We start from the raw sequence: 14,432 nt of genomic DNA, 5'->3' as shown, positions 1-14,432 counted from the left end.
TTTCCCAACTAAAATCTTATGTCGAGAAACAGAATACTCCTGATTGACAATTTTCGGACATCGAATCCTCAAATTGTCGGGCTATCCTTCCCGACGCTCACCCTGTCGGATAGAGCGCGGGGCTGTCGCCCCTAGCTCATCTAAAAGAGACCTCTTATAATGCTTTAACCTCCAAGTTTCTTGGAGGTTCTTTTTGTTGGTAACAGTAAGCTGTTGTGCATTTAAATTGGTATGTGGGAACAGGGAACAGGGAACAGGGAACAGTAGGGTTTTTCGATACCGGATTCCGTATGATAGGAGGGAACAGGGAACTCCGGAATAGGGAACAATCGAGAGTTCCCTGTTCCCTTGCCTCACAAGCCAATGAACACTTTTTCAGCAAGCCCTAATTAATAACACAAAATTCGCTAATTCTCCAAGCTGTTGGTTGAGGTCTTGAATCAGTGCATAACAAGGGTCAGGATTCTCTTGATTGACCTGTTGTTCTAGGGTAGAGGCTACTTGACTGAGGGCCTTTGCCCCAACATTACTGCTTGATCCCTTAATTCGGTGGGCTAAATGGGTGATAGTTTCCCAATCTTCTTGGTCTAATGCTTGTTTGATTTGCTCTAGATCGCTATAACTTTTTTCAACAAAGGAGATGAGTAATTGTTTTTGAATCTCCAGGCGGCCTTGAGTGATATCGTTTAACCGTTGGGTATCAATGGGATTGTCGGGGGGACTCACGACTGGGGGATTGGGGAGGGTAACGGTTTCCTGAGTTTTCGTTTCTTCTTTTTTAGCGGTGATTTGTTTCACCCAATGATTTAATAACACTTCTAAACGCTCTTGGGCGACGGGTTTGCTTAAATAATCATTCATACCTGCGGCTAAACATTGTTCCCGATCGCTGGGTAACGCATGGGCCGTTAATGCAATAATCACGGGTTGATCGGGGGAATTCTGACGGTTGCGAATGACTTGGGTTGTGGCGTATCCATCCAAGATGGGCATCTGACAATCCATGAGAATTAAATCATAATCCCGGACTTGCAACATGGCTAAGACTTCCTCTCCATTGGAGGCTAAATCCACCCCATACCCTAATAGTTGTAATTGATTGAGAATCACTTGCTGATTGACGGCGTGATCTTCGGCTAAGAGAATATAGAGGGGTTGTTGGGGGAAAGAACATTTGGGGGGTTCAACGTCAGAGGGGGGAAGTGGCTCTAAGGCGTTGGTGATTTCGCTTTCTAAGGCGGTGAGGAGGGCATCAAACAGGCGAGAGGGCCGGATGGGTTTGGTGATATAACTGGCAATTTCTTGGGCTAACCAGGGCTGTTGTTCGTCTTTGCTGTCGAGGATGAAGCCCTTATCCTCTAGGGGGGTATCACGAACACTTTGTTTAAGGGTAGTCATCAGGATGACTTTGGTGGGGAGTTGGGTGAGGGTTTGATAAAACTGCCGATCTGGGGCGGTGGGGTTTTCGAGAAAGAGACGTTTCTCGAAAATGGCGACTTGATAGGGGGTTTGCTGTTTGTGTCGCTGTTGGAGTTTGTGCAGGGCTTCTGCGCGATCGCAAGCCTCATCAGACTGCATTCCCCAGGACTGGGCAAAACAGCGCACCGATTGACGCACCGTGGCCGACTGATCCACCACTAACAATTCGGCCCCTGTTAAGGCCGTCGAGACAGAGGAGGAGGTTTGATGGGGAGAGGGGGTAAAGGGGATAGTAAACCAAAAAGTTGAGCCTTCTCCCTCCACACTCTCTACATCAATTTGTCCTCCCATTAATTCCACCAGTTGTTTACTAATCACCAATCCTAAACCCGTCCCCCCATAGTGGCGATTGGTGGAGATACCCACCTGGGAAAATTCTTGAAATAATTGCGATCGCGCTTGAGGCGATAAACCAATTCCCGTGTCTTGTACCGCAAAGCGGAGCGTCTGAGGACTTTGGCTCTCTGCATCCTGTTGCACTCGCACCACCACCTGTCCCTCATGGGTAAATTTAATGGCATTACTAATTAAATTCAGGAAAATTTGTCGGAGACGACTGGGATCACCCCGCAACTGTCGAGGAACATCGTGATCAAACAGCAGAGCCAATTCTAACCCCTTCTCCTCCCCTTGGGTGGCCAAGAGGTCGATCACCCATTCGAGGCATTCCTCTAAGTCAAAATCAATGGTTTCTAAGTCCAATTCTTGGGCTTCTAATTTCGAGAAGTCTAAAATCTCATTAATAATCGCCAAGAGGTGATCCGCACTGGTGCGGATAGCGTGGACAAAATCCAGTTGTTTGGGGCTGAGGTCGCTTTTTAACAACAGTCCAGCCATCCCTAACACTCCATTCATGGGGGTGCGAATTTCGTGGCTCATATTGGCGAGAAATTGGGACTTGAGACGGGCAGTTTCTAAGGCCGCTTCTCGGGCCGCGACTAATTCATCAATTTTATGGGTGGCAATAATAATCCCCCCAATTTCCCCGGCGGCATTGTACCAAGGATGAATTGCCCATCGACAATACCCTTCTGACCCGTCGGGATAGATAATGGAGTCTTCAGGGTGGGTCATAATTTCCCCTTGCAGGGCCCGTTCATGGATGCCTTGCCATTTTTCCCGTTCCTGATGAAAAATGTCGTAATGATACCGCCCTAAGAGGTGGTCTTGGTTGGTATAGTCTTCGAGCCATTTTTGACTATAGGCGAGATAGCGCATTTGCCGATCTAATAGGGCTATGGCCACGGGGGCATTGGTGATGATCTGGCGCAGTTGTTGTTTTTCTCGTTCTTTGGCTTGCGCGATCGCTTTTTGCGGGGTAATATCCCGCACGGTACAGTAAATTGACCCTTCAGAACTGCGGGTCATGCCCCAAGAGAGCCATTTATACTTCCCGCTTTTACTCCGATAGCGGTTTTCAAAGCGAATATAGTTTTCTGGACTTTGTAAAATATGGTCAAGTTGCTGTTGGGTGGCTTCTCGGTCTTGGGGATGGACGTTTTCGAGCCAAGGGGTGCTAAGGAATTCTGCGGGGGTATAATCGAGAATGGGGGTGATAGCAGGGTTGATCTGTTGAATGTTACCCTGGGAGTCGGCAATGGCAAGAATATCGGCGGAGAGGTTAAAGAAGCGGTTGAGTTTTTCTTCGGCTTTTTTCCGGTCTGTAATATCGGTGGAAATGCTACACAGGGCATAGGTTTCCCCTTGGGCCGTTAAGAGGGGAAATTTTACGGAGAAGTAGGTGTGCAGTCCGTCTTGGTGTAGGATTTGTTCTTCGACTTTCAGGGAGGTTTGGGTGTTGAGGACTTGACGATCATATTGGTCTAGGGTTTGGCTGGTAGCGGGGGGAAAGAGGTCGCTGTTCTGTTGCCCGATGATCGCTGATGCGGGACGCTGTACCACTTGCTCAAATTGCCGATTGACGAGGGTGAAACGCCCCTCTAGGTCTTTAAGGTAGATGAGGGCGGTGGAGTGGTTTAAGATGGATTGGAGTTGGCTTTGGGTTTCTTGACGGTCTCGGATGGCGGTTTGCAGGTCTTCAACGGCTTTTTGGTATTCGACGGTGCGCTGTTGGACTCCTTGTTCTAGGGTGTGTTGGGTTACGGTGAAGGTGGTGTGTTGGTGGAGGAGTTGTCGGATGAGGAGTAGTAAGAGGGCGACTGCTCCTATGCTGGACAAGGCGGTTAAGAGGGGGATCATGGAGGTGTCCCAAGGGGTAAAAGGGGTGATTTCTAAGACAGACACAATCCCCTCGACTAACATGAGGATCGCTACACCGAGGAAAACGGTGAGGAAGGGGGAGTCGAGAGGGTAATTTTTTCGGAATTGAAAGAGAATTAGGGAAATCGTGAAAGATGCGATCGCAAGGATTATATAAATAATACTCTGTGGCCCTAGCATAGTGGGTAGGGATTGACCCGTAAGCAGGATAACTTCTCCAGTCAACCCCAAAAAAAAGTCAAGATAAACCATAAAACAGAAGCACGGGTGAAGGAATGAATCAATGATTCAGGAAAAGAGTCACTGAGCTAACTGCTAGGAAGCTAGGCCAAGAGCCTTGATTAGCGGACTAGGAGTTATGGCCATGAGTCTTCTTTGTCTTCACTTGACAAGTCCAACAACTCGCAGGTTGTACGATCCAGTTGATGGTACAACGGACTGAGTTTAGAGTTTCAAGATTTAAGTATTTTTGAGAGAACAGGACATTTCGTCTTGTTTCGGATTATGAGCGAAATAACAATAGAGATTTTGAGAACAAGGCTCGGTTGACGATAATTTTGGTATTGTGACTGATCTTAGCTTAATCATTCCGGAAATGGAGCGAGTCTCGACACGGCCCTAGCTTGCCCAACCCAGACAAGCGACTCCCTTTAAAAATAACTGTAAAGCTATATAATGTTACAAGGTAAATTTGGAGTTTGAGTTGTCATGGCCAGCTTTAATTGGATCACTGCCCTCATCGGAGGCATTTTAATTGGTCTGAGTGCCACTGTCTTACTAGCCGGAAATGGTCGAATTGCGGGGATTAGTGGCATGATCAACGGGGCGATTCGGTTTTCCGCGAGTGAAGCCTGGCGATGGGTATTTTTAGCGGGAATGTTAGCCGGGGGAGCAATTTACGAATACGGGTTTGCCGCCCAACCAACTCCCACCTCTAATTTTGCCCCCGTTTTAATGATTGTCGGCGGCCTATTGGTGGGAATTGGGACTCGTGTAGGGAATGGATGCACCAGTGGTCATGGCGTGTGTGGATTAGGCCGATTATCCGCGCGATCGCTCGTTGCTGTGTTAACATTCCTCGCCACTGCCTTCATTACAGTCTATCTTGTTCGCCACGTTTTTAATTGATAATGGATAATAGATAATTGATAATGAATAATTGATAATTAGTTACTATTCCCGATTCCCGATTCCCCATTCCCTTATTCATAAACAACCATGAAAACACTTACAGCATTAATCGCCGGAATTTTATTTGGATTTGGCCTCGGATTATCACAAATGATTGATCGAGAGCGCGTTTTAGGCTTTCTCGATCTAGCCGGAACGTGGGACCCCACCTTACTCTTTGTATTAGGAGGAGCAGTAGGAGTGACAGTCATCACGTTTCGTTTCATCATCGGTCGCTCTCGTCCCTTCTGGGGCGAGAAATTCTACCTCCCCACCAAACAAGACATTGACCCCCGTTTAGTCATCGGAGCAGCCATTTTTGGCATGGGTTGGGGAATCAGTGGTTATTGTCCCGGCCCTGGATTAACTGCCCTAGTTTTAGGCATAGCCAACCCTGTATTATTTATGGTTGCCTTCCTAGTCGGTTCTTTAGGCGGACAATGGCTCTTAAACCAATTTCAATCTAAGCAACAATTAACAATAAACAATTAACAATTTTGTTATTTGTTATTTGTTTTGACTTGCTCCTTTGTGTCCTTTGTGTCTTTGTGGTTCACCAACTCTCAACTCTCAACTCTCAACTCTCAACTCTCAACTCTCAACTAACTCCTGTCCTCGTTCATACAATGCCTTAGCATAATCAGTCCAAGTGCCTTTTCCCCAGTAGCGGAAACAACTGGTTTGTAATAACAGATTGTACAATAATGCGGCTTGATACTCCTGAGATTGGGTGATTTCGGGGTTTTCTGCAACGAGGGGATCGAACTTTTCGTGAAACTTCGCGCTTAATCGTTGCATGGGTTGTAATACCGACTCATAGCCCTCCACCCAACTGATATGATTCGTCCAAGATGCGCCCTCAGTGCTAAAGTGGGGGTCATGGTCTTGTAAATGCGCGATCGCACGTTCCACCCCCTCTGGAGTCACCGTTTCCCCCACCCGTTGCCAAATCTTAGCTTGTCCAACCCCTTGACAAATGGGCAAATCTGTGAAACGAATCCCCGCCTGTTCCAACAACTCCAGATACTCCGTACCATTCATCCCCACAACACCACCATTATCCTTAATCTCCCCCCAAACCGAAGGAAAATCACGGGGAAACTCATTCATCATCACCCCCCCATTCTCCCCATCCGCAATTTGAGACACCAAACTCGGCACAACAACCCCATTAACCTCCTGTTTTCCCAACCCCTTCGCCTCATGATAGGGTTGCATCTGTGCAACTAACTTTGTATCCGATCCCTGAGTTTTAATCAATGCCAGGATACTCAGCGTCTCCCCTTGAGAATTGCGAGCCACCAACTGATTCGGGATATACTTATCCTCATGATGGAGAGGAGTCCCATCCGTTCGCTCCACCGTATGTTCCTGCACCAACAACCAACGATACCCGCACTCCTTCAACGCCTTCACATACTCATACAGCGTATCGGGATGGTTGGGGAGGTGCATCTCCGGAGGAGAAAACCCCTTCACCCGTCGTAACGCTTCCTCCCCGAAAATCGCGGCAAACTGATGTTGCCAGGCTTGCAAATGTAACTTAATATCTGGAATAGGCGTAGAAGACACCACCCCATGACCCCACATCGTCCCCAACCATTCCACATGGGAGTAAAATTGAGCATCACAAGTAATCCGCCGCAGCTTCCCTAAAATATCCTCCCGGTTCATCTGTTGCAACCCCCAGAGCAGATTCCCCGAATAATCCAACATAATACGCGGATTACACCCCTGTTGCACCAACTCCGGGATCATATCCCCCATGCGACTATAACACCAAGCAAACGGCTCTGCATTGTGATTATCCCCCTCATTGGGATGCTCAAACATATACTGTAAATTATTAATTAACGCTCCATTCTCCCCTGCGGGAATCGTCGGTTGGTGCATATGGAGAGCGCACGCAAACCCCGCCGTAATCCCCTCCAGATTAAGATTACTATAGGGCAGCATCACAGGCTCATCATGCTGGACAATGCCTTGAATTTTAGCCTCTTGTCCTGCAATAGGAGGGAGTTGGGTAGAAATTTGGGAGGAAAGCGTTGGCATAAGAATAGCTCATCATTAGCAGGTCTTTCTCTTACCTTACCGGGAAAACCCAAATTTCTCCCTCCTTTCCCCCTAGAAATATTCCTTAATCTGCCGCCAAATTATTGTACAGTAAGGCATAGGTGGATTTTGAGGGTTTTGCCGATGGCCGAAGCAACCATAAAACTAGACCAGTTTTTGAAACTCCAAGGACTGGTACAAACTGGAGGAGAAGCAAAACTTCTCATTCAAGCTGGAGAAGTCTTAGTCAACGGAGAAATTGAAACCCGACGAGGCCGTAAATTAGTCCCCACCGACGAAGTAACCCTCGATGGATACACCTATCCTGTAGAATTAACAATTAATAATTAACAATTGAGGATTTGGTTAATTGTAGCGTAACCCAACATCCCCCCGTGAAAAACGTTGGGTTTCACTCCGTTACAGCCAACCTACACAGAAATATTAGGTGAGTCACCTTGACAGGGCTGGCAATGCCCACCCTACACCTAAATTTTTAATTTTCCGATTGGTCGATTAACCCGTTTTAACGGGTTTTAGCTATTAGCCTTGGGTTTTAACCCAAGGCATATAAAGGTAGCTACGAACGAATTAATTTTTAGTGGTTTCTGTAGGTTGGGTGAAGCGTAGCGTAACCCAACATCCCCCCGTGAAAAACGTTGGGTTTCACTCCGTTACAGCCAACCTACACAGAAATATTAGGTGAGTCACCTATCAACCCGTTTTAACGGGTTTTAGCTATTAGCCTTGGGTTTTAACCCAAGGCATATAAAGGTAGCTGTCTCTCTTATAGGACTGTGGAATAGATCAAAGTTCTGTAGAATGCAAGAAATTGTAACCTAGTCAAATTTACTTTGATGAGGGGTGGGTTTTATCCACCAGGCGAGTCCTCCTAACCCTAATAACCCCATTACCCCCGCTAAGGGGTTTAGATCAATGCCTGTTACCCAAGGGGGGACTTGTTGGGTATATTCAACTAACTCGCCTACGGAGATGATGTAATAGCCCCAGACTAAGCCCGTATGTAGCCCTATGGAGAAGCCTAAACGGTTCTGATGGCGGCGTTTGGCCCAAACTAAAATTAACCCCAAGAGGACTAAACCGGGGAATTGGGGGAAGGTGCGAATAATCTCGGAGAGGGGTTTAATAAAGTGGAGGATGGCGAATATGAGGGCATTAGACCACAAGGCCACCGTGGGCGAATAGTCTTTTTCGAGTTCGCTGAGAAACCAACCGCGAAAGAGGAGTTCTTCGGCTAAACCAATGCCCAATGCGGAGAGGAGTCCTTGGGCAATGATGGGGAGGAGGGAGGGGGGAGGGGTGACTTGGGCCCATCCTAAGAGGGCCATGAGGACAAATAAGAGTAGAATTTGGCAAAACCCGATCGCTAACCCATTAACCCATTCTATGCCCATTTTGCGCTGCCATTGCCAGCCATATTGCTCAAAGGGGTGGGGGGTGGTGTGGACTCGTTTGCCCCAAAAATAGGCGAGGGTGAGGAATTCGAGATAGAGGATAGTGAGGGTGAGAATGGAGGTTAAATTGTCGTCTTCTAGGAGTAAATATAAGGGTAATGCAAAGGGTAGCCAAATTATGAGTAATATCCCCACAAAAATGCCCAGCCGGAGTGGGGCTGGGAATTGTGCAATAGGGGTAGGGTTGAGTTTCAAGCGGGATACTCCTTTTGTTTGAGCGAATGTGCCTTTTTAGTCATCCGGTTCATTCATCCGGTTCATTCGTCCGGTTCAATGGTACTGGTTAAACCGTGGGTTTTTAAGGTTTCACAATAAAACTCGGCGTGTTCTAAGGCACAGGTAATGACGAGGGCAACCCCGCTATTGTGGGCCTCCATCATGATACTCACCGCTTGGGGTTGGGTGAGACTGGGAACGGTTTTGATGAGGGTTTGCACGACGTACTCCATGGAGTTGAAGTCGTCGTTATGGAGTAACACCTTATAACGAGGGGCGGGTTTGCGAACAGTATCTGATTTTTGGGTAACAGATGGTTTTTCTAAGACATCAGTGGACATAGGCATAGACCTCCGTGGCTGCGTTTCTGTGGCTTTTGGGGTAAATATAAAAAATTATGACAAAACTTTGTCTAATTGTATCGAATTGTGTTGAATCTGAGGGAAGAAATCCGACTCTACGGATAGGTTTTAATAGAGGGTCATCATTAAGTCTTGTTGGTATTGACGGGTTAGGGGGTGTTCGTTGCCGAGGAGGGCAAAAATGGCGGTCATGGCTTTTCTGGCCCCGTCTTGTTTATACTTGCGATCGACTTTCACAATGGCTAAAAAGAGTTGTAGGGCGGCTTCATAGCGTTCTTCGACGGTTAAACGACAGGCTTGGGCGTATTTTTGGTCAAGTTCGCTGTTTCCGGGGTTGGCGGCGGCCTGTTGGAAGTCTAGGAGGGCTTTGACGGCTTGGGCTTGACTGACGTATTCGGGGCTATTTAAACTCAGGGAGTCGAGGAGTTTAATGGCTTCGGTCCCTTTGTTGAGACGGATGAGGAATTTGGCTGCGTCGAGGATGACGAGGGGGTTGTTGGGGTATTTTTTAAAGAGTTGGTCAAAGAGACGTTTGGCGGTTTTTATTTTACCAGATGCGATCGCAGTTCTCGCTTCAGCCAGTTGGGTTTCTAGGCCCGACTGGAGGTTGAGATGACTCAAAAAGTCTCTCAGTTGCGGTTCGGATAATGCTCCCACAAAACCGGGCTGCATTTTCCCGTGTTGTACGATGCGCACATCGGGTACTCCTTCAACTTGAAATTGCGAGGCGAGTTGGCTATTTTGGTCAATGTCTATTGTGGCTAAGATGCAATCATACTCGTTGACGAGTCGTTCGAGGATGGGTTTTAAGATTTGACAGGGGCCGCACCACGTTGCATAGAAATCAACAATCACGGGGGTTTGGTGGGATTTTTCCACCACTTCGGTTTTATAGTTGTCCTGGTTGACTTCTACAGACGATCCCATAGTGTCACTCCTTGGGTTTGAATTAAGGCTTTTCTGTATCTTATCAGGAGTCTTGAGGTTGTTGCCTTTTGGGACTGTCGGGAGTTGGGGAGTTGGGGAGTTGGGGAGTTGGGGAGTTGGGGAGATGGGGAAGATGGAGGAGTTGGGGGAGATGGAGGAGAACCAACTATTCCCTATTCCCTGTTCCCTATTCCCTATTCCCTATTCCCTTTTTCACAACCAACTCCCATTTAAGTATAAATACTGTTGGCGGTCTAAAAAATTAGCAGAGTATAGTAGAAGATATCCGAACCCCGGCTACTCCGGCATCTTTCTCCCGTAAAGGGGTTAATGTTTCTTGTCCCTAGTCCTATATCAACTATCCGTAATGTTACTGAAAACCCGGTTTCGGCCAACACTTCCCGTCTTTAAACCCACTACCTCCCCTCCCAAAACGCGAAACTCAGGTTGGAGAGTGATACTAATATTTGTAATTCTCACCCCACTGTTAGGGAGAGGAGGATTTTTGTTATTTCGTAGTTTTGTGGCAATGTTTTCCTGTGTTGGAATGTCAATTCCTATTGGAGCAGAAAACAATGTGGGGGCGATGAACCGCGCTCAACAACAATATTTTGAGGAACATAATACTTTTGGCAGTTCCCTAAAAGACATTAATGTTGATATCTCTAAAAAGACAGAAGACTATCGTTTTTTAGTGCAAAAAAATGATCAGGCTGTCTTTCATTATGCTTTAGCCAATAATCCCCAAGAACATCCCTCTTATATTGGCGCAGTGTACCCCCTTTCTCCTCCAAAAAACACGCTCCCTGAAACTGAAGGGAGTCCGGCTAAAACGGTGACTAAAATTTGCCAACTGGATGTCACTGCCCAAACTATTTCTTTAGCTAAACCGCAATTAAAGAATAGCGCAGTTCTTTGTCCTCCTGAGCCTTCATAAAACCTCCCTATCTCTCATGTTTCCCACTGTCTTTGCCGGGTTTTTACTGCTGTTACTCATTCTTGTCCCGTTAGAACGGAAATTCGCTCGCTTCCCGCAAAAGGTATTCCGGTTCGGATGGTTGACTGATTTAATTTATTTTTTTACCGGAAGTGCCATTGGTCGCGGGTTTACGGGTTTAATTTACATAGCATTTTTTAGTATTTTTGTCAACCCTTTACCGTGGCAAAGTACGATACAAAATCAGCCTTTATTGTGCCAATTTGTAGAAACGGTTTTAATTGCTGAAACGGGGTATTATTTCGCTCATCGTTTACTCCATACTGTCCCGATGTTATGGCAATTTCACGCCATACACCATAGTAACGAGTCTTTAGATTGGTTGGCAACGGTGCGGGTTCATCCTTTTGACCAATGTTTTACTAAGTTTTGGCAATTTACTCCGTTACTTATGCTGGGGTTTTCTGAGGCTAATTTGGCGATTTACGCGCTTTTTTCTTCGATTATTGCTTTTTTTATTCATAGTAATCTTAATTTTAATTTTGGGCTTCTCAATTGGTTTATTACTACTCCACAACTTCACCAGTGGCATCATGTTAATAACCCACAAATTTATAATAAAAATTTAGCGGCGCAATGTCCTTTACTGGATTTAATTTTTGGGACTTATTATTTGCCTTCTTCTCCTCCTCCCCATCATTTAGGGGTTGCGGAGTCTATTCCTGTGAACTATTTACAACAATTGTGTTATCCGTTACAGAAAATTTATGAAACTTCCTCTGAAATGTCCCACTAAAGGAACGGTGATAGGTTTAATGGTGGGTATCATAGGTCTCCCGGCTACGGTTTTCACGGGGGCTGCGTTATCCCACCGGATGAATGTTTTTACCTATCTCACCAGTTTTCATACTCCCCTTCTTACTCCCCAAGAATTGGCAAAAAAGAGTGATACAGATTACATTTTTATTGATGTCCGTACTCCTGACGAATACGAGGCCGATCAGATCACAAATAGTATCTTGGTTCCCCTCATAGATATTGAAGCTGGGTTTGGAGTGCAAAAAATTAAACAAATTGCCCAAAATAATCCGGACAGTACCCTAGTTCTTTATTGTGAAACTGCCCCTCGTTCCATTCGCGCTTATCGTCAACTGCAAGATACTGAGATTGAGTTGGTGATTCTTGCGGGGGGGATTACAGCTTGGCGACGTTTGATTCCCCAATAAAATTCTCAAGAAAAGCTGATATGTTAAGATAGTCCTTTCTCTTGCACCCTCACTTTGGGAATCCTAAAAATATTCTTAGGGAAATAGTTCTGTGGCTTGGCTGATGAGCCATCAGGATTTAGTAATATATCGCGTACAATAGGGAAGTATGGAACGACCGTATTTAATTCCCATTGAACCGTCATTGGGTGCGCCAGAAGCCTTAATCGTTGTACAGGGATCACTGTCTCAAAAAACTCCTTTTCCAGAACAGCAAGACCAGTGGTGGTGGGCAATTCGCACATTAGGATGGCAAGGTTCAATTTATCAACTCTGGTGGGATCAGTCTCGATTTCATTTATCTCTCGAATCTTTGGCCCAAATGGGGATCGAGGGGATTGTCCATTGGCATCGGTATAAGAACTATTTACGACGAGTGGGAAAACATTGGTTGCCGCAACTGGTGTCTGAGTTATCTCTGTCTGGGGTGTCTTTATTGGGGTTTTCTTTGGGGGTGAGAATTGTTTACTATGCTATGCGAGATTGGCCGGATCATATGCAACCGTTGAATTCTGGGGTGTTGCTGGCGGGGACGGTACGACGCGATCGCGATTGGTCTGTGGCCATTTCTCAGCTAACCGGAAAATTAATCAATGTTTACAATAGCGAAGATTTAATCTTACATCGCTTTTGCCAAATGCTGGAATGGGAACGCAGTCCTTGTGGCCTCAAACCGATTCTCGAAGACCATCCCCAACTGGTGAATTTTAATGCGACTGCCCTGATGCAGACGGCGGAATATTCCCCGTTAAATTATCTGCCTGTGTTACAAGAAATGATTAAACAGGAGTGGTGGAAAATTTGAAGGAAGTTTCCATTGGTTTAATTGTGTGGCTGGTCTTTTTACTCTCCTTTATTCTGTTAGGGTATCCTATTTTGATTAGTATATTTTTAGGGGCTTTGGGGGGACTGTCGGGGGGATGGATTGTGGCCTGGTGGAATGATGATACCCCTCCCCCTGAATCCTCACACCAGGAGGAGGAGGAAATTAATTATCCTAAACGTAAGTCCCACGGGCCGGGTATTGTTGCAGCACAACAACAACGACGTATCCGTGAAAGACATACACCGAGGGGTCGGGTTGTGTTGCCCCTTCCGTGGCGTTTCGGGAGACGGAGAGGGAATCGACGGTAACGGAGATGGATCGGCAATCTATAATCATCGAAAGTCCATCACTCTCTTACAACAATGCGCATTTTTACCCGGTTTATCGGGTCCACTGTCATTGCGATCGGTTTAGTTACTGTCATTATGGGGGGTAGCACGTATCTCATTCAGCAGACTCAACAGTCTGTTGAGGAGAAACGCGATCGCATCAATCAAGCGGTCCGAGAAACCCAAAACCTGCAACTGTCTCTCGTCGAACAAACCTCAGCCCTCAAAAGCTATCTTCTCCTCAATCGTAACCCGATCAATTTAACGACCTATGAACAAGCGGAAACCCAGTTTTTAGAGGGATTAGCCCAGTTAGAAACCTTAATGCCCCAGGCCACTCAACCGGATGTCGTCCGTCGTCGTCATCAACTCTTAGTCCAACTGGCCAATGATTTAGCCCAACAAACCGACACTTCCCCCAGTCAGACGCAACAGGATGTCAAGGCCGTTAATTCCTTTGAGGATGATATACAATATGTCCTCAATGCCTTAACTCAAGAAGTCTTAGAGCGCGATCGGGCCATTCAAGACACCGTAGAGGACTTTGAACGCAGTGCTACCCTGATCACCTATGCTCTCATTGGGGGAGTATTGTTGATTTTTATTACTCAATTTACCGTAACGCTACTCCCCGTCATTCGCTCCATTGAAGCCTTACAAGTGGGAACAAGTAAACTGGGTGCAGGAGACTTGGACTATCGCTTAAATCTTCAGACTAGGGATGAAATTGAAAAATTAGCCCAGGAATTTAACAAAATGGCCAGTCGTCTCGCTAACACTTATTTGGCCTTAGAGGAAAAACGGGAAGCGGCAGATGCGGCCAACCAGGCCAAAAGCGAGTTTCTGGCCAATATGAGTCACGAATTGCGCACTCCCCTCAACGGTATTCTCGGTTATGCACAAATTTTACAACGCGCTCCCGACCTCAATTCCCAACGTCAAGGGTTAAATATCATTTATCAAAGTGGGTTTCATCTCCTGACTTTAATTAATGATGTCCTTGATCTCTCGAAAATTGAAGCCCGTCGTTTAGATTTATCTTTAACCCTGAGAAGACCCTCGCCTCCGGCGATGGGATGAATCAGGGGGCAGTTTGATTCTCGACATACTGTTTTAATGTCTCAATTGTCACCCCTCCGCAACTAGCCACAAAGTACGAGCCTGTCCAAAAAAC

The 14,432-nt window shown here is 46.3% G+C and carries 16 protein-coding genes; 9 read left to right on the top strand and 7 right to left on the bottom strand.

Annotated elements, in window-relative coordinates; all coding sequences use genetic code 11:
- Window positions 1-375 precede the first annotated feature (375 nt).
- Window positions 376-3,879 (bottom strand): PAS domain-containing hybrid sensor histidine kinase/response regulator, encoded by a 3,504-nt coding sequence (locus PN462_RS08345; protein WP_272127620.1) that lies wholly within the window; start codon window positions 3,877-3,879, stop codon window positions 376-378.
- A 528-nt stretch (window positions 3,880-4,407) separates the two neighbouring features.
- Here PN462_RS08345 and PN462_RS08340 point away from each other — a divergent pair.
- Window positions 4,408-4,827: a YeeE/YedE family protein gene (locus PN462_RS08340; protein ID WP_272127619.1), complete on the top strand. Its 420-nt coding sequence runs from the start codon at window positions 4,408-4,410 to the stop codon at window positions 4,825-4,827.
- Between the two features lie 90 nt (window positions 4,828-4,917).
- The gene (locus PN462_RS08335; protein WP_272127618.1) at window positions 4,918-5,361 is read left to right on the top strand and encodes a DUF6691 family protein; all 444 of its coding nucleotides are present in this window, start codon (window positions 4,918-4,920) and stop codon (window positions 5,359-5,361) included.
- Window positions 5,362-5,460: 99 nt separating this feature from the next.
- Here PN462_RS08335 and PN462_RS08330 read toward each other — a convergent pair whose 3' ends face one another.
- Window positions 5,461-6,921, bottom strand: a complete 1,461-nt coding sequence (locus PN462_RS08330; protein ID WP_272127617.1) for a hypothetical protein — start codon at window positions 6,919-6,921, stop codon at window positions 5,461-5,463.
- A 144-nt stretch (window positions 6,922-7,065) separates the two neighbouring features.
- On the opposite strand from PN462_RS08330, the gene PN462_RS08325 reads away from it, so the two are divergent.
- On the top strand, window positions 7,066-7,272 hold the full coding sequence (locus PN462_RS08325; RefSeq protein WP_272127616.1) for an RNA-binding S4 domain-containing protein: 207 nt from the start codon (window positions 7,066-7,068) through the stop codon (window positions 7,270-7,272).
- 488 nt (window positions 7,273-7,760) lie between these two features.
- Here the strand turns inward: PN462_RS08325 and PN462_RS08320 are convergent, their stop codons facing one another.
- The 4 genes from PN462_RS08320 to PN462_RS08305 all read right to left on the bottom strand — a co-directional run bounded on the left by PN462_RS08320 (window position 7,761) and on the right by PN462_RS08305 (window position 10,067).
- Window positions 7,761-8,591, bottom strand: a complete 831-nt coding sequence (locus tag PN462_RS08320) for a CPBP family intramembrane glutamic endopeptidase (protein ID WP_272127615.1) — start codon at window positions 8,589-8,591, stop codon at window positions 7,761-7,763.
- Window positions 8,592-8,653: 62 nt separating this feature from the next.
- Window positions 8,654-8,953, bottom strand: coding sequence for an ATP-dependent Clp protease adapter ClpS (clpS, locus tag PN462_RS08315; RefSeq protein ID WP_334310443.1), 300 nt, complete (start codon window positions 8,951-8,953; stop codon window positions 8,654-8,656).
- Between the two features lie 129 nt (window positions 8,954-9,082).
- Entirely contained in the window at window positions 9,083-9,940 is an 858-nt protein-coding gene (locus tag PN462_RS08310) for a tetratricopeptide repeat protein (RefSeq protein ID WP_272127621.1), read from the bottom strand.
- 4 nt (window positions 9,941-9,944) lie between these two features.
- Window positions 9,945-10,067, bottom strand: a complete 123-nt coding sequence (locus PN462_RS08305) for a hypothetical protein (protein WP_272127613.1) — start codon at window positions 10,065-10,067, stop codon at window positions 9,945-9,947.
- A gap of 381 nt (window positions 10,068-10,448) precedes the next feature.
- Here PN462_RS08305 and PN462_RS08300 point away from each other — a divergent pair, with 381 nt between their 5' ends.
- The 6 genes from PN462_RS08300 to PN462_RS08275 all read left to right on the top strand — a co-directional run bounded on the left by PN462_RS08300 (window position 10,449) and on the right by PN462_RS08275 (window position 14,338).
- A complete protein-coding gene (locus PN462_RS08300) occupies window positions 10,449-10,838 on the top strand; it encodes a type IV pilin-like G/H family protein (protein ID WP_272127612.1) in 390 nt (129 codons plus the stop codon).
- A gap of 16 nt (window positions 10,839-10,854) precedes the next feature.
- Window positions 10,855-11,634: a sterol desaturase family protein gene (locus PN462_RS08295; protein WP_272127611.1), complete on the top strand. Its 780-nt coding sequence runs from the start codon at window positions 10,855-10,857 to the stop codon at window positions 11,632-11,634.
- A complete protein-coding gene (locus tag PN462_RS08290; RefSeq protein WP_272127610.1) occupies window positions 11,606-12,064 on the top strand; it encodes a rhodanese-like domain-containing protein in 459 nt (152 codons plus the stop codon). The genes PN462_RS08295 and PN462_RS08290 overlap by 29 nt, the downstream gene beginning before the upstream one ends.
- Before the next feature lie 148 nt (window positions 12,065-12,212).
- Window positions 12,213-12,908: a DUF726 domain-containing protein gene (locus tag PN462_RS08285; RefSeq protein ID WP_272127609.1), complete on the top strand. Its 696-nt coding sequence runs from the start codon at window positions 12,213-12,215 to the stop codon at window positions 12,906-12,908.
- Window positions 12,893-13,237, top strand: a complete 345-nt coding sequence (locus tag PN462_RS08280) for a hypothetical protein (protein ID WP_272127608.1) — start codon at window positions 12,893-12,895, stop codon at window positions 13,235-13,237. The genes PN462_RS08285 and PN462_RS08280 overlap by 16 nt, the downstream gene beginning before the upstream one ends.
- Before the next feature lie 54 nt (window positions 13,238-13,291).
- A complete protein-coding gene (locus tag PN462_RS08275) occupies window positions 13,292-14,338 on the top strand; it encodes a sensor histidine kinase (protein WP_272127607.1) in 1,047 nt (348 codons plus the stop codon).
- A gap of 1 nt (window position 14,339) precedes the next feature.
- Here PN462_RS08275 and PN462_RS08270 read toward each other — a convergent pair.
- A partial coding sequence (locus PN462_RS08270; RefSeq protein ID WP_272126642.1) for a transposase occupies window positions 14,340-14,432 on the bottom strand: 93 nt, incomplete at its 5' end.

It is taken from the genome of Spirulina sp. CS-785/01 (genome assembly GCF_028330525.1).
GTDB lineage: Bacteria > Cyanobacteriota > Cyanobacteriia > Cyanobacteriales > Spirulinaceae > JAQMSD01.
The sequence above is the reverse complement of the archived record's forward strand: the minus strand, read 5'-3'. Positions and strand labels throughout refer to the sequence as shown.

What these genes read in the sequence shown, in the direction of transcription:
- PN462_RS08325 (WP_272127616.1), top strand. Translation starts at nt 7,066, where the DNA reads ATGGCCGAAGCAACCATAAAACTAGACCAGTTTTTGAAACTCCAAGGA.
- PN462_RS08285 (WP_272127609.1), top strand. Translation starts at nt 12,213, where the DNA reads ATGGAACGACCGTATTTAATTCCCATTGAACCGTCATTGGGTGCGCCA.
- PN462_RS08335 (WP_272127618.1), top strand. Translation starts at nt 4,918, where the DNA reads ATGAAAACACTTACAGCATTAATCGCCGGAATTTTATTTGGATTTGGC.
- PN462_RS08340 (WP_272127619.1), top strand. Translation starts at nt 4,408, where the DNA reads ATGGCCAGCTTTAATTGGATCACTGCCCTCATCGGAGGCATTTTAATT.
- PN462_RS08290 (WP_272127610.1), top strand. Translation starts at nt 11,606, where the DNA reads ATGAAACTTCCTCTGAAATGTCCCACTAAAGGAACGGTGATAGGTTTA.
- clpS (WP_334310443.1), bottom strand. Translation starts at nt 8,953, where the DNA reads ATGTCCACTGATGTCTTAGAAAAACCATCTGTTACCCAAAAATCAGAT.
- PN462_RS08300 (WP_272127612.1), top strand. Translation starts at nt 10,449, where the DNA reads ATGTCAATTCCTATTGGAGCAGAAAACAATGTGGGGGCGATGAACCGC.
- PN462_RS08345 (WP_272127620.1), bottom strand. Translation starts at nt 3,879, where the DNA reads ATGCTAGGGCCACAGAGTATTATTTATATAATCCTTGCGATCGCATCT.
- PN462_RS08330 (WP_272127617.1), bottom strand. Translation starts at nt 6,921, where the DNA reads ATGCCAACGCTTTCCTCCCAAATTTCTACCCAACTCCCTCCTATTGCA.
- PN462_RS08275 (WP_272127607.1), top strand. Translation starts at nt 13,292, where the DNA reads ATGCGCATTTTTACCCGGTTTATCGGGTCCACTGTCATTGCGATCGGT.
- PN462_RS08295 (WP_272127611.1), top strand. Translation starts at nt 10,855, where the DNA reads ATGTTTCCCACTGTCTTTGCCGGGTTTTTACTGCTGTTACTCATTCTT.